At 68.3% G+C, this 21940-nt stretch carries 18 protein-coding genes and 3 pseudogenes; 8 read left to right on the top strand and 13 right to left on the bottom strand.

The features are described from left to right. The 8 genes from clpB to rluD form a co-directional block, all read right to left on the bottom strand. Positions 1-2187, bottom strand: a 2187-nt coding sequence (clpB, locus tag ACFONC_RS02020; protein WP_386741909.1) for an ATP-dependent chaperone ClpB, incomplete at its 3' end; no start/stop codon positions are given. A gap of 214 nt (positions 2188-2401) precedes the next feature. Then, entirely contained in the window at positions 2402-4033 is a 1632-nt protein-coding gene (locus ACFONC_RS02015; RefSeq protein ID WP_386741907.1) for a hypothetical protein, read from the bottom strand. Positions 4034-4073: 40 nt separating this feature from the next. Then, the gene (locus ACFONC_RS02010; protein WP_386741906.1) at positions 4074-6380 is read right to left on the bottom strand and encodes a TonB-dependent receptor; all 2307 of its coding nucleotides are present in this window, start codon (positions 6378-6380) and stop codon (positions 4074-4076) included. Positions 6381-6531: 151 nt separating this feature from the next. After that, positions 6532-7068 carry a lactoylglutathione lyase gene (gene gloA / locus ACFONC_RS02005; protein WP_386741904.1) on the bottom strand — a complete coding sequence of 179 codons (537 nt, stop codon included), beginning with the start codon at positions 7066-7068 and terminating at the stop codon, positions 6532-6534. Between the two features lie 237 nt (positions 7069-7305). After that, positions 7306-7731, bottom strand: a complete 426-nt coding sequence (locus tag ACFONC_RS02000) for a thiol-disulfide oxidoreductase DCC family protein (protein ID WP_386741902.1) — start codon at positions 7729-7731, stop codon at positions 7306-7308. Beyond that, positions 7709-8248, bottom strand: a complete 540-nt coding sequence (locus ACFONC_RS01995; RefSeq protein ID WP_386741900.1) for a DUF4166 domain-containing protein — start codon at positions 8246-8248, stop codon at positions 7709-7711. The genes ACFONC_RS02000 and ACFONC_RS01995 overlap by 23 nt, the downstream gene beginning before the upstream one ends. After that, the gene (gene pgeF, locus ACFONC_RS01990) at positions 8245-9111 is read right to left on the bottom strand and encodes a peptidoglycan editing factor PgeF (RefSeq protein ID WP_386741899.1); all 867 of its coding nucleotides are present in this window, start codon (positions 9109-9111) and stop codon (positions 8245-8247) included. The genes ACFONC_RS01995 and pgeF overlap by 4 nt, the downstream gene beginning before the upstream one ends. Positions 9112-9143: 32 nt before the next feature. Further along, positions 9144-10142 (bottom strand): 23S rRNA pseudouridine(1911/1915/1917) synthase RluD, encoded by a 999-nt coding sequence (gene rluD / locus ACFONC_RS01985; protein WP_386741898.1) that lies wholly within the window; start codon positions 10140-10142, stop codon positions 9144-9146. A 91-nt stretch (positions 10143-10233) separates the two neighbouring features. Between rluD and ACFONC_RS01980 the strand changes: the two genes are divergently transcribed. Beyond that, complete coding sequence (locus ACFONC_RS01980) at positions 10234-11106, top strand: outer membrane protein assembly factor BamD (protein WP_386741896.1); 873 nt, start codon at positions 10234-10236, stop codon at positions 11104-11106. A gap of 142 nt (positions 11107-11248) precedes the next feature. On the opposite strand, the gene ACFONC_RS01975 is transcribed toward ACFONC_RS01980, so the two are convergent. The 5 genes from ACFONC_RS01975 to sucC all read right to left on the bottom strand — a co-directional run bounded on the left by ACFONC_RS01975 (position 11249) and on the right by sucC (position 15724). Next, positions 11249-12883 (bottom strand): NAD+ synthase, encoded by a 1635-nt coding sequence (locus ACFONC_RS01975; RefSeq protein WP_386741894.1) that lies wholly within the window; start codon positions 12881-12883, stop codon positions 11249-11251. Between the two features lies 1 nt (position 12884). Further along, positions 12885-13199, bottom strand: coding sequence for a CcdB family protein (locus tag ACFONC_RS01970; RefSeq protein ID WP_386741892.1), 315 nt, complete (start codon positions 13197-13199; stop codon positions 12885-12887). Beyond that, on the bottom strand, positions 13199-13447 hold the full coding sequence (locus ACFONC_RS01965) for a type II toxin-antitoxin system CcdA family antitoxin (protein WP_386741890.1): 249 nt from the start codon (positions 13445-13447) through the stop codon (positions 13199-13201). The genes ACFONC_RS01970 and ACFONC_RS01965 overlap by 1 nt, the downstream gene beginning before the upstream one ends. 117 nt (positions 13448-13564) lie before the next feature. Next, complete coding sequence (gene sucD / locus ACFONC_RS01960) at positions 13565-14440, bottom strand: succinate--CoA ligase subunit alpha (RefSeq protein WP_386741888.1); 876 nt, start codon at positions 14438-14440, stop codon at positions 13565-13567. 117 nt (positions 14441-14557) lie between these two features. Then, positions 14558-15724: an ADP-forming succinate--CoA ligase subunit beta gene (gene sucC / locus ACFONC_RS01955; protein ID WP_386741887.1), complete on the bottom strand. Its 1167-nt coding sequence runs from the start codon at positions 15722-15724 to the stop codon at positions 14558-14560. 417 nt (positions 15725-16141) lie between these two features. Between sucC and ACFONC_RS01950 the strand changes: the two genes are divergently transcribed. The 7 genes and pseudogenes from ACFONC_RS01950 to ACFONC_RS01920 form a co-directional block, all read left to right on the top strand. Beyond that, the gene (locus ACFONC_RS01950) at positions 16142-17776 is read left to right on the top strand and encodes a sensor histidine kinase (RefSeq protein ID WP_386741886.1); all 1635 of its coding nucleotides are present in this window, start codon (positions 16142-16144) and stop codon (positions 17774-17776) included. Positions 17777-18116: 340 nt separating this feature from the next. Then, the gene (locus tag ACFONC_RS01945; protein ID WP_386741885.1) at positions 18117-19541 is read left to right on the top strand and encodes a sigma-54-dependent transcriptional regulator; all 1425 of its coding nucleotides are present in this window, start codon (positions 18117-18119) and stop codon (positions 19539-19541) included. A gap of 87 nt (positions 19542-19628) precedes the next feature. Beyond that, the gene (locus tag ACFONC_RS01940) at positions 19629-19910 is read left to right on the top strand and encodes a type II toxin-antitoxin system RelE/ParE family toxin (RefSeq protein WP_386741884.1); all 282 of its coding nucleotides are present in this window, start codon (positions 19629-19631) and stop codon (positions 19908-19910) included. A gap of 10 nt (positions 19911-19920) precedes the next feature. Continuing rightward, on the top strand, positions 19921-20223 hold the full coding sequence (locus tag ACFONC_RS01935; RefSeq protein WP_386741883.1) for a HigA family addiction module antitoxin: 303 nt from the start codon (positions 19921-19923) through the stop codon (positions 20221-20223). Positions 20224-20238: 15 nt separating this feature from the next. Beyond that, a pseudogene (locus tag ACFONC_RS01930) lies at positions 20239-20382 on the top strand (helix-turn-helix domain-containing protein); the annotation flags it as partial. 548 nt (positions 20383-20930) lie between these two features. Beyond that, a pseudogene (locus ACFONC_RS01925) lies at positions 20931-21032 on the top strand (prepilin-type N-terminal cleavage/methylation domain-containing protein); the annotation flags it as partial. Positions 21033-21448: 416 nt separating this feature from the next. Beyond that, positions 21449-21550, top strand: a pseudogene (locus ACFONC_RS01920) (prepilin-type N-terminal cleavage/methylation domain-containing protein); the annotation flags it as partial. Positions 21551-21940 lie beyond the last annotated feature (390 nt).

Raw genomic sequence — 21940 nt, 5'->3', positions numbered from 1 at the left:
ATCGAGTTCCTGGATCATCTGCGAGCCGAGGTTGGAAGTCATCACGATCACGGTGTTGCGGAAATCCACCGTGCGGCCCTGGCCATCGGTGAGGCGTCCGTCGTCGAGCACCTGCAGCAGGATGTTGAACACGTCCGGATGCGCCTTCTCGACCTCGTCGAGCAGGATCACGCTGTACGGGCGCCGGCGCACGGCTTCGGTGAGGTAGCCGCCCTCCTCGTAGCCGACGTAGCCCGGGGGCGCGCCGACCAGGCGACTGACCGCGTGCTTCTCCATGAACTCGCTCATGTCGATGCGCACCATCGCGTCGCTGCTGTCGAACAGGAACTCGGCCAGTGCCTTGCACAGCTCGGTCTTGCCCACGCCGGTCGGGCCGAGGAACAGGAACGAACCGCTCGGCCGATCCGGATCGGCGAGCCCCGCACGCGAGCGGCGCACCGCGTCGGATACGACCTTGATCGCCTCGTCCTGGCCGACCACGCGCGCGTGCAGCGCCTCTTCCATCTTCAACAGCTTCTCGCGCTCGCCTTCGAGCATCTTCGACACGGGGATGCCGGTCCAGCGCGCGACGACCTCGGCGATCTCTTCGGCAGTCACCTTGTCCTGCAGCAGCGTGAAGCCCTGCGTCTCGGCTTCCTGCGCAGCCTTGAGCTGCTTTTCCAGCTCCGGCAGGCGGCCGTACTGGATCTCGCTCATCGCGGCGAAGTCCTGGCGGCGCTGCGCGGATTCGAGCTCCAGCTTGGCGGCCTCGATCTGCTCCTTGACCTTGGTCGCGCCCTGCAGCGTGGCCTTCTCGGCCTTCCACACTTCCTCCAAGTCGTTGTACTCGCGCTCGAGCGCTTCGATCTCGGATTCGAGATCGGCCAGGCGCTGCTTCGACTCGGCGTCCTTCTCCTTCTTCAACGCCTCGCGCTGGATCTTGAGCTGGATCAGGCGCCGCTCCTTGCGGTCGAGTTCCTCTGGCTTGGAGTCGATCTCCATGCGGATGCGCGAGGCGGCCTCGTCCATCAGGTCGATGGCCTTGTCGGGCAGCTGGCGGTCAGCGATATAGCGGTTCGACAAGGTGGCCGCGGCGACGATCGCAGGGTCGGTGATCTCGACGCCGTGGTGCACGGCGTATTTTTCCTTCAGCCCGCGCAGGATCGCGATCGTGTCCTCGACGCTCGGCTCGCCCACGAACACCTTCTGGAAACGGCGCTCGAGCGCGGCGTCCTTCTCGACGTACTTGCGGTATTCGTCGAGCGTGGTCGCGCCGATGCAGTGCAGTTCGCCGCGCGCCAGCGCCGGCTTGAGCATGTTGCCGGCGTCCATCGCGCCCTCGGCCTTGCCGGCGCCGACCATCGTGTGCAGCTCGTCGATGAACAGGATGATCTGGCCTTCGTTTTTGGCCAGGTCGTTGAGCACCGCCTTCAGGCGCTCCTCGAACTCGCCGCGGAACTTGGCGCCGGCGATCAGCGCGCCCATGTCGAGCGACAGCACGCGCTTGCCGCGCAGCCCTTCGGGCACCTCGTTGTTGACGATGCGCTGCGCCAGGCCCTCGACGATCGCGGTCTTGCCCACGCCCGGCTCGCCGATCAGAACCGGGTTGTTCTTGGTCCGGCGCTGCAGCACCTGGATGGTGCGGCGGATCTCCTCGTCGCGGCCGATCACCGGGTCGAGCTTGCCTTTCTCGCTGCGCGCGGTGAGGTCGATGGTGTACTTCTCCAGCGCCTGGCGCGCTTCCTCGGCGTTCTCGTCGGCCACCTTCTCGCCGCCGCGCATGTTGTCGATCGCGGTTTCCAGCCGGGCCTTGTCGGCGCCGGCGGCCTTGAGCGCGCGTCCGGCCTCGCCCTTGTCGTCGAGCGCGGCGAGCACGAACAACTCCGAGGCGATGAACGCATCGCCGCGCTGCTGCGCGAGCTTGTCAGTGACGTTGAGCAGGCGTCCCAGGTCGTTGCCGACCGAGATGTTGCCCTCCTGCCCGGACACCTTCGGCAGCTGGTCCAGCGTCTCGGTGAGCCGCTCGCGCAACACAGGTACGTTGACGCCGGCCTGCGTGAGCAGCGGCCGCGTGCCGCCGCCGGACTGGTCCAGCAGCGCCAGCAGCAGATGCGTGGGTTCGATCAGGTTGTTGTCGCGGCCCACGGCCAGCGACTGCGCGTCGGCCAGCGCCTGCTGGAAACGCGAGGTGAGTTTGTCCATGCGCATGGGCAGGTGTCCTCGAGATCAGGAGGCCGGCGTCGCCGGCGATGCTCCAGAAGTAAGGGTGCGCGCGATGGTTTCAAGATCTCGTGAGACGTTGGGCGGTCGTTTGCGACAGTCGTCGGATGCGTAAAGCCAATTCCAACTTCAGGATCGCGCGCCGGGGGCGTAGCCCTGACCTACGAGGTTCCGGCCACATCCACCACGTCACAGGTCGGGATTACATCCCCGACGGCTCTTGATCTGCTCCGGCACCGCCCGTCGGGGCAGCAGCCCCAACCTGCGGCTTCTGCAGCGACAGCAGTCCGAGCACCGCCGCCAGCACGACATACGCGCCCACGAACTGCCCCATCACCACCGCCGGCAGCCCCTGCAGTTCCCACGGCAGGTAGATCCCGCCACGCGGATCGACCGAGTGGATCAGGCCGAACAGCGCCAGCGCGGCGGCGACCAGCAGGCAGACCGCCGCGCGCAGCAGGCGCCCGTCGATCATCGCCACCACCGTCGAGATCCACAGCATCGAAGTGATGATGAAGCCGTTGCCCAGCGCCAGGATCACCGCCAGCTCCGGCAGGCCGTGGCCGTCGACGGTGGTCGCCAGCCGCGCGAACTGCTCCGGCGCGATCCACGCCGGATTGCCGGCCTTGATCGCCACCAGGTAGGCCACCGACGGCAGGAAGCCCAGCACCATCGCCGCCGCGTGCTTCGAAGGCGTGGCCTGGAACGCCTGCACGGTGATGTCGATCGCGACGTACACGATGATCGGCGCCAGCACCGCCAGCGGCAGCCACTGCACCAGGCCGGAGATCACCCCGAGCATGCCGCCGATGCCGACGAACAGGCCGGTCAGCAGCGTGTAGCCGCTGCGCGCGCCCATGTGCTTGTACGCGGGCTGGCCGATGTAGGGCGTGGTCTGCGCGACGCCGCCACACACGCCGGCCACCAGCGTGGAGAAGGCCTCGGCCAGCAGGATGTCGCGGGTGCGGTAGTCGTCGCCGGCCGCGCGCGCGCTTTCGCTGACGTTGATCCCGCCGACCACCATCAGCAGGCCGAACGGCAGTAGCAGCGGCAGGTAGGGCACCGTCGCCGGCAGGCCTTCGACGAATGCCAGCGACGGCCACGGGATCGCCACGTGCAGCGCCGCGCCCTGCGGCAGCGCGAAGCCCGGTGCACCGAGGCCTACCAATCCGAGTCCGTAGTACAGCGCGGTGCCGACCAGGAATGCGACCAGCACGCCCGGCAGCCGCACCGGCAGCCGTCCCTTGGCGAACAGCACGTACAGCAGCAGCCCGAGCGTGACGAAGCCGACCACCGGCGAGCGGAACGTTTCCACCAGCGGCAGGAAGCCCATCAGCACCAGCGCGATGCCCGCGATCGATCCCAGCAGCGCCGCACGCGGTGCGATCCGCGTCACCGCATCGCCAAAGAACGACAGCACGAACTTGAGCGCGCCCATCACCACCAGCGACGCCGCGCCCAGCTGCCAGGTGGCGATCGCCGCGGCATCGTCTTCCATGCCGCCCTGCCTGAACGCCACGAACGCCGGCCCCAGCACCAGCAGCGCCATGCCGATGCTGGTCGGCGCATCCAGGCCCAGCGGCATCGCGGTGACGTCGTCGCGGCCTGTTTTCGCGGCAAGCCGCCGCGCCATCACCGTATAGACGAGGTTGCCGACCAGCACGCCGAACGCAGTGCCCGGGAACATGCGCTGGAACACCACGTCCGCCGGCATCGCGAAGATCCCGACCAGCGCGGCGGCGATGAAGCCCAGGATCGACAGGTTGTCGACGACCAGGCCGAAGAAGCCGTTGAGGTCGCCGGGGACGAACCAGCGGTGTTTGCTAGCAGGCATGCACGCTCCACGAAAACCACGTGGGAGCCCTGGGGCTTCCCTAGAACTTCGCGGTGAACTCCACCCCGATCGTGCGCGGCTCGTTGATGAACCCGGTCAGGTTGTTGAAGTCGATGCCGCCGACGATGCGCGTGGTGTCGGTGATGTTGCGGCCGAACAGCGCCACCTCGTAGTCGCCGTAGCCCCAGCTGTAGCCGATGCGCAGGCCGCCCTCGAGCGAGGACTTGCCGCGGAACTCGATCGACTCGTACAGGAAGAAGTTCACCTCGCTGCGGTATGCCCAGTCGGTGTAGACGAAGAACTCGCCGTCGTCGCCCACCGGCATGCCCCAGCGCGCGGTGAGGTTGTGCACCCACTCGGGCGCCTGCGGCAGCTGGTTGCCGTCGATGACGTACAGGCCCGAACCCGGCGCGGTTTCCGGGTCGGTCACGGTGCAGCCTCCGCCGCAGCCGGGCACGGCCAGGCCGGGGTCGTCGATCTCGGTATCGTTGTAGCTGCTGCCCAGCGTCACCAGCAGGTTGTCGGTGAGGTAGGCCTGCGCGTCGAGCTCGAAGCCCTGGCCGATGGTCTTGTCGGCGTTGAGCAGGGTGGCGATGTTGGCGCCGCCGCCGACGGCGATGATCTGCTGGTCGCTGACGTCGTAGCGGAACACGTTGAAGCCGATGCGCGCGCGCCGGTCCCACAGGTCGGCCTTGATGCCGGCCTCGTAGGAGATCACTTCCTCCGAATCGGCGGTGGACACGCCGCCGTTGGGCGCGCCGGCGACCGCGAACAGCAGGCGACCCTGGATCGACGGCGCGCGGAAGGCCTTGGCCACGCGCGCGTACAGGTTGACGTCGTCGTTGAGCGCGTAGACGCCGCTGAAATCCCAGCTGACGTCGTCGACGTCGGTATACACGGTGTACGGCCCGGCCACCGGCGCGCCGAACGGCGCGGACTCCAGCACGCTGGCCGAGAAGTCCTTCTCGTCCTGTGTGTAGCGCACGCCGCCGCGCAGCTTGAACGCGTCGGTGACGTCGAAGTCGCCCGAGGCGAACACCGCCCAGGTCTTGTTGCGCTGCTGCTGCACCGCGCGGCCGGCCTGCGGATTGCCCGGCGCCAGCGAGTCGTAGTTGAAGTTGTCGATGGCGATGTCCTCGTCGTACCAGAACAGCCCCGCCTGCCAGTCGAAGCGGCCCCACTCCTCCGACTCGAGGCGGAACTCCTGGCTGACCTGCCGGTGGTCCGGCATCCCGTCGGCCGATTCCGAAGCGAATGGGATCAGGCCGGGGCCGGAGTCGGGCAGGAACACCGCGCCGTAGCCGCCGTCGATGTCGCCGCGGTTGAGCGATTCAACGGTCTCGTAGCCGGTGATCGAATACAGGCTCACCCGGCCCAGGTCCCAGCGCAGGCGCGCGCTGCCGCCCCAGGTTTCCAAATCGGAGAAGTTGACGCCGTCGTTGGAGACCTTGTCCCGGTCGAAGCCGTCGGCCAGGTCGTTGCTGCCCGGCTCGATGATGTTGGCGCGGAACAGCCGCGCGGTGCCGTTCATGTTGCGCCGGTGCAGGTTGAACAGGCCCTCGAACGCATCGCCCTCGTACAGGAACTGCACGCGCGCGGCCGATTCGTCGAAACCCTCGAAGCCGTCGTTCGGGCCCGGGTACGTGTTGTCGACCCAGTCGTCGCGGCGCTGGTACAGCACCGAGGCGCGGGCCGACCAGCGGTCTGTAAGCGGGCCGCCGACCGCGCCTTCCACGTTCCACATGTTGTCGGTGCCGTAGCCGACCTTCGCGTAGCCGCCGAATTCCTGTGAAGGCTTGACCGACTCGAACTTCACCACGCCGGCCGGCGTATTGCGCCCGAACAGCGTGCCCTGTGGCCCGCGCAGCACTTCGATGCGCTCCAGGTCGAAGGCCGGGAAGCCCTTCAGCAGCGGGCTTTCCTGCACCACCTCGTCGTACACCAGCGACACCGGCTGCGAGGCGTTGAGGTCGAAGTCGGTGTTGCCCAGGCCGCGGATGTAGAAGCGCGGGAAGGCGCGGCCGTAGGAGGACTCGATGTTGAGGCTGGGCACGCGACCGGACAGGAAGCGGATGTCGGCGCCGCCCGAGGCGAGCGCTTCGAGTTGCACGCCGTTCACCGTGCTGATCGAGACCGGCACGTCCTGCACGTTCTCCACCCGGCGCTGCGCGGTGACCTCGACCGCGTCCAGGGTCGCGGCCTGGTTCGCGGGATCCGCGTCCTGGCTTGCGGTCGCGGGTTCGGGCGCGTCCTGCGCGAACGCGGCCGCGGACAGCACCAGGGCGATGGCAAGCGCGAGCGGACGCCATGCGAGCGCACGGCGGGACGGAACAGGCAGATGCGACATTGTGGTCTCCCGGGGGTGGGCTGTGCCGCGGCAGCGCGGCCGTCGATGTGACCGGCATGTTGCGGCACGGCCGCGCCAGCGGCAATCGCTTTCGCGCAACAGCGGTCGACGGCCGCGGAACAATGTGCAAGCTCCGGGCGCGCCGACAGGCTCAGTCGGCCAGCGGCGCGGGCTGGATCAGCTCGATCCAGTAGCCATCCGGATCCTTGATGAAGGCGATCCCGCGCATGCTGCCGTCGCTGAGCTTCTTCTGGAACGGCACGCCCAGCGCCTCCATCCGCGCACACGCCGCGCGCACGTCGGGCACGCTCACGCAGATATGGCCGAAGCCGCGCGGCTCGCTGTTTCCATCGTGGTAGACGGGCGCCGGCTGCGACTCGGTGCCATGGTTGTGGGTCAGTTCAAGCACGCCGCGCTGGCGCGCGAGCCACTGGCGGCGACCTTCGTCGTCGTCCGGCATCTCGGCGAGTTCGGCCAGCACCAGGAAGTACAGCGAGAACTTCGCCTGTTCGAAATCCACCTTGCGCGCCAGCGCGAAGCCGAGCACGCGGGTGTAGAAGTCCAGCGACACGCGCGGATCCCTGACCCGCAGCATGGTGTGGTTGAACACGAAGCCGGCGGTGGCGGCGTCGCGGATCGGCGCGACGCCGGGTACGGCGGAAAGATCGTCGCGGGTCTGGGCGGTCATGTCGAAGACTCGTGGAGGGAGACGCGTATTGTCGCCGCCAGGTCATTACGACGGCGTCGCCGGGTTGCATCGCACCACGCATGCGAGGCGCCGGGGCATTGCCCGGCTCGAGCAACGTCAGCCGGACACCGTAGGTCGGGGTTACGCCCCCGACGGCTCTTGATCTTTGTGTCGCGTTACCCCGGCGCCGCGCCAGTGCGACGCCGAGCCAGGAGCCGTCGGGGGCGTAACCCCGACCTACAGGAAGCGGGCGCGCTCTGCCACTGGCGGCAGGTAGCAGGCCTCGCGCCTGCCGAACCAGCGATAGCGGTTGCGCGCCAGGCGGCGGTACAGCGGATCGCGAAGCCAGCGCGGCACCAGGCGCAGCAACCGCGCGGCGCGCCAGGCGCCGCCGAGCCGCGCCAGCACCGCGATGATCGCGTCACTGTCGGTACGCGCGCCGGACGCGTCGAGCAGCAGGAACGACATCGGGTCGTCCGGGTCGAGGCCATGCGCGGCGAGCAGTCCGCGCCCGGCGGCGTCCTGCATCGCCGCGAAGCGGAACTGGCGCGCATGGTCGTGGCGAAGCAGGAACCCGACCCAGCCGCTGCACAGCGCGCAGACGCCATCGAACACGATGATCGCGTCGCCGGCGGCGGGATCAGGCGGATTCGGCGGGTTCAAGCCAGCCCTCGTAGCGGATCAGCCGCCCGCACAGCGGCAGCGCCGCTTCGACCTCGAACGTATAGCGCCCTTCGTGCTCGCCCTCGCGGCAGTACACGCCGTCGAACAGCGACGCCGGCAGCGGCAGCACGCCGAGCAGCTTCACGCCGTTGACGCGCCACCACAGATCGCCGTCCTGCGCGTGCAGGGCGAAGCGGAACCGCACCGGACCCAGCCGTTCGACCAGCAGGCGGCCATCGCGGCGCAGGCGCGAGCGCATGCGCTGGCCGCCGAAGTTGCGCTGCCAGGTCTCGCCGTCCGGGCGCGCGTCGAAATCGACCGTGGTCGGTACGTCCTCGCGCGCCTTCGGCAGTCCGGCCACCGCCGCGCACAGCCGGCCCAGCGGGTTGCGCCCGCGCGCGATCGTCGCCCGGCCGGCGTAGCGGGCACGCCCGCGAACGTCGTGCAGCGCGCGCACGGCCGGGGCCAGCGAATAGAACGAGGCCCCGAGCAGGGCCTGGAACAGGGTCGGCGTCATGCGATCCAGGCCAGGGTGGCGATGCGGCCGCTGCGGCCGTCGCGACGGTGGGAAAAGAAGCGCCGCGGGTCGGAGATCGTGCACAGGCCGCCGCCGTGCACGGCCGTGACACCCGCATCGGCCAGTCGCTGCCGCGCCAATTCATACATGTCGATGCGCCAGTGGCCGGGGCGGGTCGCGGTGAATGCGGCCTGCGCGCGCGGGTCGCGCGCGACGAAGGCGTCGAAGACCTCTTCGCCGATCTCGTAGGCATCCGGCCCGGCGGCCGGACCGAGCCAGGCGACGAGATCGCCGGGCATGGTGCTCATCGCCGCCACCGTTTCCTCCAGCACGCCGGCCGCCAGCCCCCGCCAACCGGCGTGCGCCGCGCCCACCTCGCTGCCGTCGCGCGCGGCGAAAACCACGGGCAGGCAGTCGGCGGTGACGATGGCGAGCACGACGCCCGGCATCGCGGTGACAGCGGCATCGGCCTCAGGTTCCGCTTCTGCTCCTGCCCCTGTCCTGGCTCCCTCCCCTTCAAGGGGGTGAGGGCGAGCGCTCGCGGACCACTGGTCTGCGCTCGACCGAACGCCCGAAGGCTGCGCCTGAGGGCCGGGCGGGCTGGGGTGGGGATGGGTTTCCGCCCCAAACCGCAACACCCTCGTCCCATGCACCTGCCGCAGCCAGCGCGGCAACGACGGCAGGCCGGCGCGCTCGACCAGTTCGGCGCGATTGCGCGCTACCACTGCGGGATCATCCCCGTCCGCGGCCCGCGCGTTGCCCAGGTTGAAGCTGTCGAACGGCGCCTGCGAACTCCCGGCGCCGAAGCGCAGCGTGGTGAAAGCATGCACGTTCGCCGGAGCATCCCAGTTCGCCTCCAGCATGAAATCTGCTGCGCCAGAGCCCCTGGCGACCCTCACCGACGCCCGGCCCCCGCCTGCGCCGCGTTGTCCTCACGCAGCAACCGCATCAGTTCGAGCATGTCCTCCGGCACCGGCGCGCTGCAGCGCAGCGGCTGCCCGCTGAGCGGGTGGACGAACTCCAGCACCTCGGCGTGCAGCGCCTGGCGCCTGAACCCGCGCAGCGCCGCCACGAGTTCCTCCGACGCCGCACGCGGCAGCTTCAGCGCACCGCCGTACAGGGGGTCGCCCAGGATCGGGTGCTTCAGGTGCGCCATGTGCACGCGGATCTGGTGGGTGCGGCCGGTTTCCAGGCGGCACTCCAGCGCGGTGTGGGCGCGGAAGCGCTCGCGCAGGCGGTAGTGGGTGACCGCGTCCCGGCCGTCGTCGCGCACCGCCATGCGCAGGCGGTCGCGCGGGTGGCGGTCGATCGCGGCGCTGGCGGTGCCGCCGCTGACCAGGGCACCGACCACGATCGCCAGGTACTGCCGATGCACGGCGCGCGCGGACAGCTGTTCGACCAGCGCCGCGTGCGCCTGCAGCGTGCGCGCGACCACCATCACGCCGGAGGTGTCCTTGTCGAGCCGGTGCACGATGCCGGCGCGCGGCAGCGCGGCCAGCGACGGGTCGCGGAACAGCAGCCCGTTGACCAGGGTGCCGTCGGGATTGCCCGCGCCCGGGTGGACCACCAGCCCGGCTGGCTTGTCGATGACGAAGACGTCGGCGTCCTCGTGCAGGATCGCCAGCGGGATGTCCTGCGGCTCGGCCTCGGTCTGGGTGTCGAGCAGCACCGACAGGGTCACCGCCTCGCCGCCGCGCACGGGCTCGCGCGGGCGGACGGTGTTGCCATCAAGCAGGGCGTCGCCGGACTTGATCCATTCGGCCAGGCGCGAACGCGAAAACTCGGGGAACAGCTCGGCCAGGACGGCGTCGAAACGGCGGCCGGCCGCGGATTCAGGCACCTGGGCGCTGCGCTGTTCGGGCTGGGCGCGCTCGGGCGCGGAGTGGTTGGGCATACGGACGGTCTGGGTTCAGTCGCGAACCGCGATGGCGATCACGGGCTGTTATTATCCGCCCTTCGTGCCTTCCGCGACCAATCGGCCCCCCATGACCCCACGCCCGTCCTCCCCGCACCACGTCCGCAACGTGCTGTTGCTCCTGCTGCTGGTGCTGTTCACCGCCTCGGGCTGCGCGCGCCTGAAGGGCATGTTCAAGGACAAGGATTCCGTCGAAGGCCAGCCGGTCGAAGAGATCTACGCCAAGGGCCAGAAGCAGATGCACGGCGGCAACTGGAGCGGCGCGGTCACGACCTACAAGCGGCTGGTCGCGCAGTACCCGTACGGCCCGTACACCGAGCAGGCGCTGATGGAAACCGCCTACGCCCAGTACAAGAGCGGCAACAACGAGGAGGCGATCTCCTCGATCGACCGCTTCATCCGCACCTACCCCACCCATCGCAACATCGCCTACATGTACTACCTGCGCGGGCTGGTGAACGCCAACCGCGACACGGTCTTCCTGCAGCGGGTGTGGACGCTCGACGCCAGCCGCCGCGACCTGGCCACGCCGATGCAGGGCTACAACGACTTCAACACCGTGACCACCCGCTACCCCAACAGCCGCTACGCCGCCGACGCGCGCCAGCGGATGGTGGCGCTGCGCAACCTGTTCGCGCGCCACGACATGGAAGTGGGGCTGTACTACCTGCGCCGCGGGGCCAACGTCAGCGCGATCGAACGCGCCAAGTACCTGCTGGAGACCTACCCGCAGAGCGAATACCAGAACGACGCCGTCGCCCTGCTGGCCGCGGCCTACACCGGCCTGGGCAACGAGACCCTGGCCGCGGACGCCGAGCGCGTGCTCAAGGCCAACGACCCCCAGCATGCCTACTTCAATGGCGACTGGCCCGACTACCCGTGGACGATCCGCAAGCTCAACCCGTTCGCTGGCGAGAAATCGGCGCTGGACAACGAGGACTGAGCTGCCGGCAATGCCGCACCGGAACGCCGCCCATGGGCGGCGTTTTCGCAGGTCGGGATTACATCCCCGACGGCTCTTGGCGTGGTTTCTGACATCGCGGGCGTCGGGGGCGTAGCCCCGACCTACGGCTCCCGGTACGCGGCTAGCCGCCGTAGCCGTTGCTGATCGGGTACCTGCGCTCACGGCCGAAGGCCCGTCGCGACACCTTCGGCCCCGGCGCCGCCTGGTGGCGCTTCCACTCGCTGGTGCGCACCAGCCGCAGCACGCGGTCGACGGTGGTCGCGTCGAAGCCGGCGGCGACGATCTCGTCGCGGGCCTGGTCCTGGTCGATGTGGCGCAGCAGGATTGCGTCGAGCACGTCGTAGGGCGGCAGCGAATCCTGGTCGAGCTGGTTGGCGCGCAACTCCGCCGACGGCGGCCGCGCGATCACCGCTGGCGGGATCACCGGCGCGCCGGCGATCGCGTTGCGCCACTTCGCCGCCGCGAACACCTCGGTCTTGTACAGGTCCTTGATCGGCGCATAGCCGCCGCACATGTCGCCGTAGATCGTCGCGTAGCCGACCGCGTACTCGCTCTTGTTGCCGGTGGTCAGCACCAGCCCGCCGAACTTGTTGCTCAGCGCCATCAGCAGCGCGCCGCGGGTGCGCGACTGCAGGTTCTCCTCGGTGGTATCGGCTTCATGGCCCTCGAACACGTCGGCCAGCGCGTCGAGGTAACCCTGGAACGGCTTTTCGATCGTCAGCGCCAGCAACCGCACGCCCAGCGCATCGCACTGCTCCTGCGCCAGGTCGTTCGACATGTCCGCCGTGTATCGTGATGGCATGCGCACCGCAGTGACGTTGTCGGCGCCCAGCGCATCCACCGCCACCGCCAGCACCACCGACGAGTCGATCCCGCCCGACAGCCCCAGCCACACCTTGTCGAAGCCGTTCTTGCGGCAGTAGTCGCGGGTGCCGAGCACGATCGCCCGCCACGCCAGCGCGTCGCGGCCCTCGTCCTCCTCCACCGGCCAGGCGACCGGGGTGAACGCGCCGCTGCCGGCATCGAAGTCCGCCACCAGCCAGTGCGACTCGAACGCGCGCGCAGCCGGATGCACATGGCCGCCCGCGTCGGCCAGCACCGAGGCGCCGTCGAACACCAGCCCGTCCTGCCCGCCGACCGTGTTGAGGTAGGCCACCGCCACCGCCGATTCGCGCACGCGCGCCTCCAGCAGCGCATCACGCTGGGCGTGCTTGTCGCGCTCGAAGGGCGAGGCGTTGGGCACCAGCACCACCTGCGCGCCCGCGGCCACCGTCTGCGCCAGCGGCTCCGGGAACCACAGGTCCTCGCAGATCATCACGCCCACGCCCACGCCGTTCACCTCGACCACGCACGGCCCGCCGTCCGGATCGACGTCGAAATGGCGGCGCTCATCGAACACCGCGTAGTTGGGCAGTTCGCGCTTGCGGTATGTCGTCTCGATCGCCCCGCCGCGCAGCACGCTGACCGCGTTGTAGACCACGCTGCCGGCCGACTGCGGCCAGCCGACCATCGCCACGATGCCGTCGACGCCTTCGGCGATGCGCTGCAGCGCCGCCTCGCAGTCGAGCAGGAACTGCGGCCGCGCCAGCAGGTCCTCGGGCGGGTAGCCGCTGAGCGCCAGTTCCGGGAACAGCACCACGTCGGCGCGATGCAGGTCACGCGCCTCGACGATCATCGCCGCGATGCGCTCGGCGTTGCGGGCGACGGCGCCGACGGCGAAGTCGAACTGGGCGAGGGCGATGCGGAGGCGGTGCATGTCAGATGCCCGAAACCAGCAAGTCGAGGGCCGCCATTATCGTGCCGCGATCTTCGGAAAGATCCGCCTCGAGCGCGCCGAGGTCAGCGAGTTCCGCGCCGGCAAGCAAGGGCGTCACCAGCACGTGGGCCTTGCCCTTGACCGGAACCGTCGGCACGAGGGGCGGCATTGCGGGCATGCCGCGATCCGCACGCATCATCGGCACCACCACGCGCGTTCCTGTTTCGGAGATCAGGTCACTCTGGACGTTGAGCAGCAGCGGGTACGCGGAGCGCGTGGCTGCATTGAGGTTGCGGTACACGCAGAACTGACGCATCAGGACTTTCGGAACATCGGGCTGAACACGCCGTCGCGCTCGATGCGTGCGTTGTAGGCGGCGATGGCTTCGCGGTTCTCTTCCAGCCACTGTTCGCGCTTCCTCGCACGCACTTCGGCTTCCAGCGCCTTTTCCAGCGTGGCGGACAGGTTGATGTCCAACGCCTTCGCATCTTCCAGCAGTCCCTGGTTGACGCTGACGTTGGTGGCACGCTTGCCGTATCCGGCGTAATCCTCGCGGATGCGCATGATCTGATCCTCCTGAATGCGCATGAATGATGCGCATCAAAAGCACGCATGTCAACGCGACTCCACGAAAAAGGCCGCCCGGAGGCGGCCTTTCGTTCGAGCGTGGCAGGCGAAACCTCAGCCCTTCAGCTTCTTCGCGATCGCCGCGCCCAGGTCGCCGGGCGACTTCACCGTCGTCACGCCCGCCTTCTCCAGCGCCGCGAACTTGCCCTCGGCCGTGCCCGCACCACCGGAGGCAATCGCGCCCGCGTGGCCCATGCGCTTGCCCTTCGGCGCGCTGGCACCGGCGATGAAGCCGACCACCGGCTTGGTCACGTATTCGGCGATGAACTCCGCCGCCTCTTCCTCGGCGCTGCCGCCGATCTCGCCGACCATGATGATGCCCTCGGTCTGGGCGTCGTCCTGGAACAGCTTCAGGCAGTCAATGAAGTTCAGGCCGTTGATCGGGTCGCCGCCGATGCCGATCACCGTCGACTGGCCCAGCCCCGCGTCGGAGGTCTGCTTGACCGCTTCGTAGGTCAGCGTGCCCGAGCGCGAGACGATCGCGACCTTGCCCGGCTGGTGGATGTGACCCGGCATGATCCCGATCTTGCACTCGCCGGGAGTGATGATGCCCGGGCAATTGGGGCCGACGAGCACGACGTCGTCATAACCCTTCAGCGTGTTCTTGACCCGCAGCATGTCCAGCACCGGGATGCCCTCGGTGATCGCGACGATGACCTTGATGCCGGCGTCGGCGGCTTCCAGGATCGCGTCGGCCGCGTACGGTGGTGGGACGTAGATCACCGACGCGTTGGCGCCGGTGTCGGCGACCGCTTCGGCGACGGTGTTGAACACCGGCAGGCCGAGGTGTTCGCTGCCGCCCTTGCCCGGCGTCACGCCGCCGACGACCTTGGTGCCGTAGTCGAGCATCTGCTCGGCGTGGAAGGTGCCCTGGGTGCCGGTGAAGCCCTGGACGATGACCTTGGTGCTCTTGTTGACCAATACAGACATTGGAGATTCCCGTAGGGCGGGTCTTGACCCGCCGTTTTGATTTTCTGCAATGGCGGGTCAAGACCCGCCCTACGCTTCGATTCGATCGCGCGGTGGCGGGTCAGGGCCCGCCCTGCGTCAGGCGGCCTTCGCCGCCTCGACCGCCTTCTTCGCGCCGTCGTTGATGTCGTCGGCCGGCGTGATCGCCAGGCCGCTGGACTTCAGCAGCGCCTTGCCTTCCTCGACGTTGGTGCCTTCCAGGCGCACGACCACCGGCACCTTGACGTCGACTTCCTTGACCGCGGCGATGATGCCCTCGGCGATCATGTCGCAGCGCACGATGCCACCGAAGATGTTGACGAAGATCGCCTTCACGTCGTCGGAGGAGAGGATCAGCTTGAACGCCTCGGTCACGCGCTCCTTGGTCGCGCCGCCGCCGACGTCGAGGAAGTTGGCCGGCTCGCCGCCTTCCAGCTTGATCACGTCCATCGTCGCCATCGCAAGACCGGCGCCGTTGACCATGCAGCCGATGTTGCCGTCCATGGTCACGTAGTTGAGGTCGTACTGGCTGGCCTTCACTTCGGTTTCGTCTTCCTGGCGGATGTCGCGCATCGCGGCCAGGTCGGGGTGGCGGAAGGTGGCGTTGTCGTCGGAGTTGACCTTGCCGTCGAGCACGGCCAGTTCGCCGGACTTGAGGATCGCCAGCGGGTTGAGCTCCACCAGCGCCAGGTCCTTCTCGTTGAACAGCTTGTACAGGCCCAGCATGATCTTGGTCAGCTGGTTGACCTGCTTGGCGGTCAGGCCCAGGGCGAAGCCCATGTCGCGGCACTGGTAGGGCTGCAGGCCCTGCACGAAGTTGACGTTGAGGGTCTGGATCGCGTCGGGGTTTTCCTCGGCGGTCTTCTCGATCTCCACGCCGCCCTCGCTGGAAGCGATGAAGGTCACCGACTGCGTGCCGCGGTCGACCAGCACCGACAGGTACAGCTCCTGGGCGATGTCGGTGGCCTGGGTGACCAGCACCTGGTCGATCGGCAGCGCGACGCCGGCCGACTGGTAGGTCTCCATCGTCTGGCCGATCATGCCCTTGGCGTACTCGCGCACCTCGTCGAGGGTGCGGGCGAGCTTGACGCCGCCAGCCTTGCCGCGGCCGCCGGCATGGATCTGCGCCTTGACGACCCAGAAGTCGCCGCCGATCGCCTTGGCGGCGTCGACCGCTTCTTCCGGCGTGCGCGCGACGCGCCCGGCCGGGACTGCAATGCCGTAATCGGCAAACAACTGCTTCGCCTGGTATTCGTGGAAATTCATGTGGGGTCCGTGCGTGGGAAGACAGGCCGGCCGCTGGCCGGGCCGCGGGCGGCCGTCGCTGCCGGGTAAGGCAGCCGAAGGGCGCGGGCGGGCCTGCCATTCTCGCCGATGCGGGGGCCGTGGGCAAAACCGGGCCTGGCTGTTGCCCCTCCCCCTGCGACGGCAGGGGGAGGTTGGGAGGGGGTGGTCACGGTTCGCGATGATCCCAAAGGCACCCCTCCCCTACCCGTCCGGCCATCGAGCACAGCTCGATGGCGTTCGTCAGGCCGCGAGCCAATGGCTCGCAAGCGGCCTTCCTCACCCCCTGCCTTCGCAGGGGAGGGGGCCAAAGCTCTTTCCGCGGGTTGTCTTCGGACCGCGGGGTGTCGGGGGCGTAGCCCCGACCTACGCGCCCCTATACTCGGCCGGAGTCGCCGCATGGACCGCCCGCCCTTGACGCGCACCCCCACCCGCTCCGATACCGCCGAAGACGCGCTGCGCCGCGAGCTGTACCTGTTCGCGCTGTACCGCACGCTCGAGGCCGCGCTGCTGGCGCTGATGGTGTTCAGTCCCTTCGGCGGGCTGATCGGCGAGCCGCGCGATCCGTTCCTGGCCATGGCGGTGGCGATCGCCTACCTGCCGATGGCGCTGGCGCTGTTGCTGGCCACGCGCCGCGACCGCTCGTCCCTCGGCTGGCAGGCCTGCGTCGGGGTCGGCGTCGACATCGTGGTCGCCGCCCTGATCACCCACGCCGTCCCCGGCGCCGCGCCGGGCGTGGCGATGATGCTGCTGTTCAACGTCGGCGCCGCCGCGCTGCTGGTGCCGCTGCCGCTGGCCATGGCCGTGGCCGCCGCGGCCGCCTGCGCCGTGGTCGGCGAGTACCTGTGGAACACCTTCGGCGGCGCCGCCGCCGAGCGCCCGTTCGCCGAAGTGCTGATGTTCTCGGTCAGCTTCTTCGCCATGGCCACGGTCAGCAACCTGCTCGGCCGGCAGATGCGCGAGTCCCACGCCGTGGCCAGCCTGCGCGCGGCCGAGGTCGCCAACCTCAATGAGGTCAACGGCCTGATCATCCGCCGCATGCGCACCGGCGTGCTGCTGGTCGACCGCAGCGGCTTCGTGCGCCTGGCCAACGAGGCGGCGATGATGCTGCTGGGCGACATCGACCTGATGGTCGACGGCAAGCCGCGCAACGTGCGCGATTTCGCCCCGGAACTCGCCACCCGGCTGGCCGCCTGGCGCAAGGACGACGTGAGCAGCGACATCCCGATCCTGCTCGACGGCGACGAGCAGACCGAAGTGCTGCCCCGCTTCGCCCGCCTGCTGGTCGACGGCGAGACCACGCTGGTGTTCCTCGACGACACCTCGATGGTCTCGCGCCGCGCCGAATCGCTGACCCTGGCCGCGATGGGCCGGTTCTCGGCCAGCCTCGCCCACGAGATCCGCAACCCGCTGGCGGCGATCAGCTACGCCACCCAGCTGCTGGAAGAGTCGACCAACCTCGACGACGGCGACCACCGCCTGCTGCAGATCGTCCACCAGCAGTGCATGCGCACCAACGGCATCGTCGAAAGCGTGCTCGGCCTGGCCCGCCGCGAGCGCGCCCAGCCGGAGAACATCGACCTGGTCGCCTTCGTGCGCCGCTTCCTCGACGAATACCTCGAAACCATCCCGCCGGACCTGGACGAGATCAAGTTCAGCCACGGCGTACCGACCCTGCCGGTGCTGGTCGACCCGCGCCACCTGCAGCAGGTGCTCACCGTGCTGCTGCAGAACTCGCTGCGCTACGGCCGCATGCCCGGCCAGCCGGCGCGGGTGATCCTGCGCGTGGAAAAGCGCGGCGAGCACCCGGTGATCGAAGTCCTCGACCGCGGCCCCGGCATCCCGGACGCCGTCGCGGCGCAGTTGTTCCGCCCGTTCTTCACCACCTCCGAGCATGGCACCGGCCTGGGCCTGTACATCGCCCGCGAACTGGGCCGCGCCAACGGCGCCAACCTCGAATACATCTCCGTCCCCGCCGGCGGCGCCTGCTTCCGCCTCACCCTGCCCGGCCCGGACGCCCTGCCGTCGGCCTGACGATTCGCCGTGCGAAAAGCGCGTCGGGGGCGCAGCCCCGACCTGCGGCGGCGGACACCACGCCAGGACAATCCCAACCCTCGACCCGAGAAAAAGTCCCGTCGCCAACCGCCTCCGCCTTCTCCACCATCTCCTCATCCGGCGGCCCGCCTTCCCTGCCCTCAATCATCGGTTCGCGCCTCCCGCCTCCCACGCAAACCCGCCACCCGGCCGCGTTCCACCCGCAAAACCACGCCGCAGCACGGATCGAATGTGTCCTGAGTTCCCTGCAATGCGCGTAAAAGGCTTAAAATTGCCGCTGTTGGTCACTTGACCGGTTCCCCCAGCAAGGTTTTCGTGCATGAGCGAGACACGCAGCGCCCTGATCGTCGATGACGAACACGATATCCGCGAGCTGCTGGTCCTCACCCTGGGCCGGATGGGCCTGCGGACCGATACCGCCCCCACCCTCGCCGCCGCGCGCGAGATGCTGGCCACCGTCTCCTACGACCTGTGCCTGACCGACATGCGCCTGCCCGACGGCTCCGGGCTCGAGCTGATCAGCGACATCTCCACCCGCTTCCCCAATACCCCGGTGGCCATGATCACCGCCTTCGGCAACGTCGAGGCCGCGGTGGAGGCACTCAAGGCCGGCGCCTTCGACTTCGTCGCAAAGCCGCTGGACATCAACGTCCTGCGCGGCCTGGTACGCCAGGCGCTCGAACTCAACAACAAGCGCCAGGCCCAGCCCGAGGAAGCCAGCCGCCTGCTCGGCAATTCCGAACCGATGGTGGCCCTGCGCCAGACCATCGCCAAGGTCGCTCGCAGCCAGGCGCCGGTGCACATCAGCGGCGAGTCGGGTACCGGCAAGGAGCTCGTCGCCCGCACCATCCACGCCCAGGGCGCGCGCGCCGGCGGGCCGTTCGTGCCGGTCAACTGCGGCGCGATCCCGTCGGAGCTGATGGAAAGCGAATTCTTCGGCCACAAGAAGGGCAGCTTCACCGGCGCCCATGCCGACAAGCCCGGCCTGTTCCAGGCCGCCGACGGCGGCACCCTGTTCCTGGACGAAGTGGCCGAGCTGCCGCTGTCGATGCAGGTCAAGCTGCTGCGCGCGATCCAGGAGAAGAACGTGCGCCCGGTCGGCGCCTCGGTCGAAGTCCCGGTGGACGTGCGCGTCCTCTCCGCCACCCACAAGGACCTGGCCGCGCTGGTCAACGACGGCCGCTTCCGCCACGACCTGTACTACCGCATCAACGTCATCGAACAGCACGTGCCGCCGTTGCGCGAGCGCACCGGCGACCTGCCACTGCTGGCCGACGCCATCCTCATGCGCCTGGCCCACGCCATGAAGCGCAGCACGCCCAAGCTCTCGGCCGACGCCCTGGCCGCGCTCGAGGCCTACCCCTTTCCCGGCAACGTGCGCGAGTTCGAGAACATCCTCGAGCGCGCCCTGGCCCTGGCCGACGGCGACACCATCCACGCCGACGACCTGCGCCTGCCTGCCCAGCAAAGCGTGACCCCCGCCGCCGTCGCCTCCGCCTTCGTCAGCGCCAACGCCGCGGCCGCCGGCAACCCCGACGCCCCGGCCACCCCGCCCGACCCGCGCACCCTCGGCCCCCGCGAAACCGCCAGCAGCGCCCTGCCCTCGTACATCGAAGAAATCGAGCGCGCCGCCATCCAGCAGGCCCTGCAGGAAAACCGCTACAACAAGACCAAGGCCGCCGCCGCCCTGGGCATCACCTTCCGGGCGCTGCGGTACAAGCTGAAGAAGCTCGGCATCGACTGACGCGGCCGCGAGCGCCACTCGCAGGGCGTGATCCACCTCCCGTATAACGTTTGACGTTAATAACGTGTCTCGTTATTATCGGTAGGAATGACGATCAAATCGTTCCGCTGCAAGGACACGCAGGCGCTTTTCGGGCGGAACAGGGTGCGGCGCTTCAGCAGCATCGAAACCGTGGCACGACGCAAGCTCGAACAGCTCGACTGGGCGGGAAGTCTGGATGACCTTCGCGTCCCGCCGGGCAACCGTCTTGAAGCACTGCGCGGCAATCGCAAGGGCCAGTACAGCATCCGCATCAACGACCAGTTCCGCGTGTGCTTTCGCTGGCAGGGCACGGAGGCCTCCGATGTCGAGATCGTCGACTACCACTGAGGAAACCTCCATGGCCAAACGACTGCGCCCCATCCACCCCGGTGAGATCCTGCTGCATGACTTCATGGAGCCGATGGGCATCACCCGCTACCGCCTCTCCAAGGACATCGGTGTCCCGCCGCAGCGCATCGGTGACATCGTTGCCGGCAAGCGCGCCATCACCGCCGATACCGACCTGCGCCTGTGCCGCTACTTCAGCCTCACCGACGGCTACTGGCTGCGCGGCCAGGCGCGCTACGACACCGAATGCGCCCGGGACACGCTGCATGAAGACCTTGAACGCATCCAGCCCCTAACACACAAGGCAGCCTAGCCGCGTAATCCCGGCAGCACCCTGCCCTCGTACATCGAGGAGATCGAACGCGCCGTCATCCAGCAGGCCCTGCAGGAAAACCGCTACAACAAGACCAAGGCCGCCGCCCTGGGCATCACCTTCCGGGCGCTGCGGTACAAGCTCAAGAAGCGGGGCGTCGGGGCGGTAGCCCCGACCTACGTCGGTTGTCAGGGTGCAATCCCAACGTACCGTAGGTCGGGGCTACGCCCCCGACGGCTCCCCTCCCCATCGATCACTCGCCACGAACACCACCGGCACGCCCCAAGCCACCAGGGCCAATGCCGCCCCTCCGTGCCCAACAACGCCCTCTGCCGGCGCAATTCCGGCAATCTCCGAACGCCCTGGCGTCGCCGCGACGCCGTCCTACCCCGCGCACCGGAAAGCACCGCGAAACCCACGTATGCGAAACGCGTCACATTCCGACCCACGACTCCCTCAAAAAGTGACAATCTACGTCAATTCAGATCAACAAACAGACCTTTTTTGTCAGCATCTGCTGCGCCGCGCCAGCGCAAATCCGTGAGCCCGATTGCAGATCGGCACACCCGAATCGCCAAGGGCCGCATTGGCACGCGATGTGCGTATATTCCCCGTGCACGTGCGGTGTCGCACGGCTGCCGACGGACCGAAGCAGTTGGGCCACGCGGCACGTGAAGTTTCAAATCACTCCTAGGGGATACACAACCATGAAGAACAACCAGCAAGGCTTCACCCTGATCGAACTGATGATCGTGGTCGCGATCATCGCCATCCTGGCCGCCATCGCGCTGCCGGCGTACAACGAGTACCGCATCCGTTCGGCCGAAGGCGCCTGCCAAGCCGAGGCCAAGGCCTACATGAATTCAGCCGTGGCGGCTGCACAGTCGGACATGAACGTCACTGCTCCGCCGAACGAAGCGTGCGCGTCTGTGTCTGGCACTGTGAGCTACGCTGCTGTCTCCAATAACAGCACCATTACGTTCACCCCCGCGTCGCCTGGCCAGGACACCACCCAGTGTTCGGCGGCCTCGGCCACTTGTGCCCAGCCGGGTGAGTCTCTGTAACTCATCTGCAAAATCGCAGTTCTTTTTTCTGTCTTACCAAAAGCCCCTCGCAAGAGGGGTTTTTTTTGCTCCAATGCACTTCATTGGCCAGTTTTCACGAGGGAGTGGCTCGATTCTTGCGTCTCCAAACGAAGGGCTAGAGCTGCTCAGGGGGCGGTGCAATGTCACGTACTACCAAGGGCTTCACATTGATCGAACTGATGATCGTGGTCGCGATCATCGCCATCCTTGCTGCCATCGCGCTGCCGGCGTACAACGAGTACCGCATCCGCTCGGCCGAAGGCGCCTGCCAGGCGGAGATGAAAAGCTACGCGAATTTCGCGCTGGCCACCCTGTACAACGGCAGCACGCCGAACGCACCACCGCAGCGCGCCTGCAGTTCCGCCGAGAGCGCAGTAGATCTGACTACCGACATCACCGGCACGCCGCAATCGCCGGGCAACCGGCTGACCACCTGCGAAATGGACAGCGGCAACTGTACGTTGACTCCATAGCCGAACTCCTATGGAGCGCTACCTGACAGCGCGTCCACTGCCTGCGCCTGCCCCACCCCCGCACGTCGCGCCTCGATCGGGACAGTTCCATCGCGCACAGTCGTGCCGAGCATCGATGAAACGTCGATAATCCTCCAGTCTGTCAACCACCCATGCGAA

Origin of the sequence: Luteimonas soli (assembly GCF_042648865.1) — a bacterium.
Taxonomy (GTDB): domain Bacteria; phylum Pseudomonadota; class Gammaproteobacteria; order Xanthomonadales; family Xanthomonadaceae; genus Luteimonas; species Luteimonas soli.
The sequence above is the reverse complement of the archived record's forward strand: the minus strand, read 5'-3'. Positions and strand labels throughout refer to the sequence as shown.

What these genes read in the sequence shown, in the direction of transcription:
- ACFONC_RS02015 (WP_386741907.1), bottom strand. Translation starts at nt 4,033, where the DNA reads ATGCCTGCTAGCAAACACCGCTGGTTCGTCCCCGGCGACCTCAACGGC.
- ACFONC_RS02010 (WP_386741906.1), bottom strand. Translation starts at nt 6,380, where the DNA reads ATGTCGCATCTGCCTGTTCCGTCCCGCCGTGCGCTCGCATGGCGTCCG.
- gloA (WP_386741904.1), bottom strand. Translation starts at nt 7,068, where the DNA reads ATGACCGCCCAGACCCGCGACGATCTTTCCGCCGTACCCGGCGTCGCG.
- ACFONC_RS01995 (WP_386741900.1), bottom strand. Translation starts at nt 8,248, where the DNA reads ATGACGCCGACCCTGTTCCAGGCCCTGCTCGGGGCCTCGTTCTATTCG.
- pgeF (WP_386741899.1), bottom strand. Translation starts at nt 9,111, where the DNA reads ATGCTGGAGGCGAACTGGGATGCTCCGGCGAACGTGCATGCTTTCACC.
- rluD (WP_386741898.1), bottom strand. Translation starts at nt 10,142, where the DNA reads ATGCCCAACCACTCCGCGCCCGAGCGCGCCCAGCCCGAACAGCGCAGC.
- ACFONC_RS01980 (WP_386741896.1), top strand. Translation starts at nt 10,234, where the DNA reads ATGACCCCACGCCCGTCCTCCCCGCACCACGTCCGCAACGTGCTGTTG.
- ACFONC_RS01975 (WP_386741894.1), bottom strand. Translation starts at nt 12,883, where the DNA reads ATGCACCGCCTCCGCATCGCCCTCGCCCAGTTCGACTTCGCCGTCGGC.
- ACFONC_RS01970 (WP_386741892.1), bottom strand. Translation starts at nt 13,199, where the DNA reads ATGCGTCAGTTCTGCGTGTACCGCAACCTCAATGCAGCCACGCGCTCC.
- ACFONC_RS01965 (WP_386741890.1), bottom strand. Translation starts at nt 13,447, where the DNA reads ATGCGCATCCGCGAGGATTACGCCGGATACGGCAAGCGTGCCACCAAC.
- sucD (WP_386741888.1), bottom strand. Translation starts at nt 14,440, where the DNA reads ATGTCTGTATTGGTCAACAAGAGCACCAAGGTCATCGTCCAGGGCTTC.
- sucC (WP_386741887.1), bottom strand. Translation starts at nt 15,724, where the DNA reads ATGAATTTCCACGAATACCAGGCGAAGCAGTTGTTTGCCGATTACGGC.
- ACFONC_RS01950 (WP_386741886.1), top strand. Translation starts at nt 16,142, where the DNA reads ATGGACCGCCCGCCCTTGACGCGCACCCCCACCCGCTCCGATACCGCC.
- ACFONC_RS01945 (WP_386741885.1), top strand. Translation starts at nt 18,117, where the DNA reads ATGAGCGAGACACGCAGCGCCCTGATCGTCGATGACGAACACGATATC.
- ACFONC_RS01940 (WP_386741884.1), top strand. Translation starts at nt 19,629, where the DNA reads ATGACGATCAAATCGTTCCGCTGCAAGGACACGCAGGCGCTTTTCGGG.
- ACFONC_RS01935 (WP_386741883.1), top strand. Translation starts at nt 19,921, where the DNA reads ATGGCCAAACGACTGCGCCCCATCCACCCCGGTGAGATCCTGCTGCAT.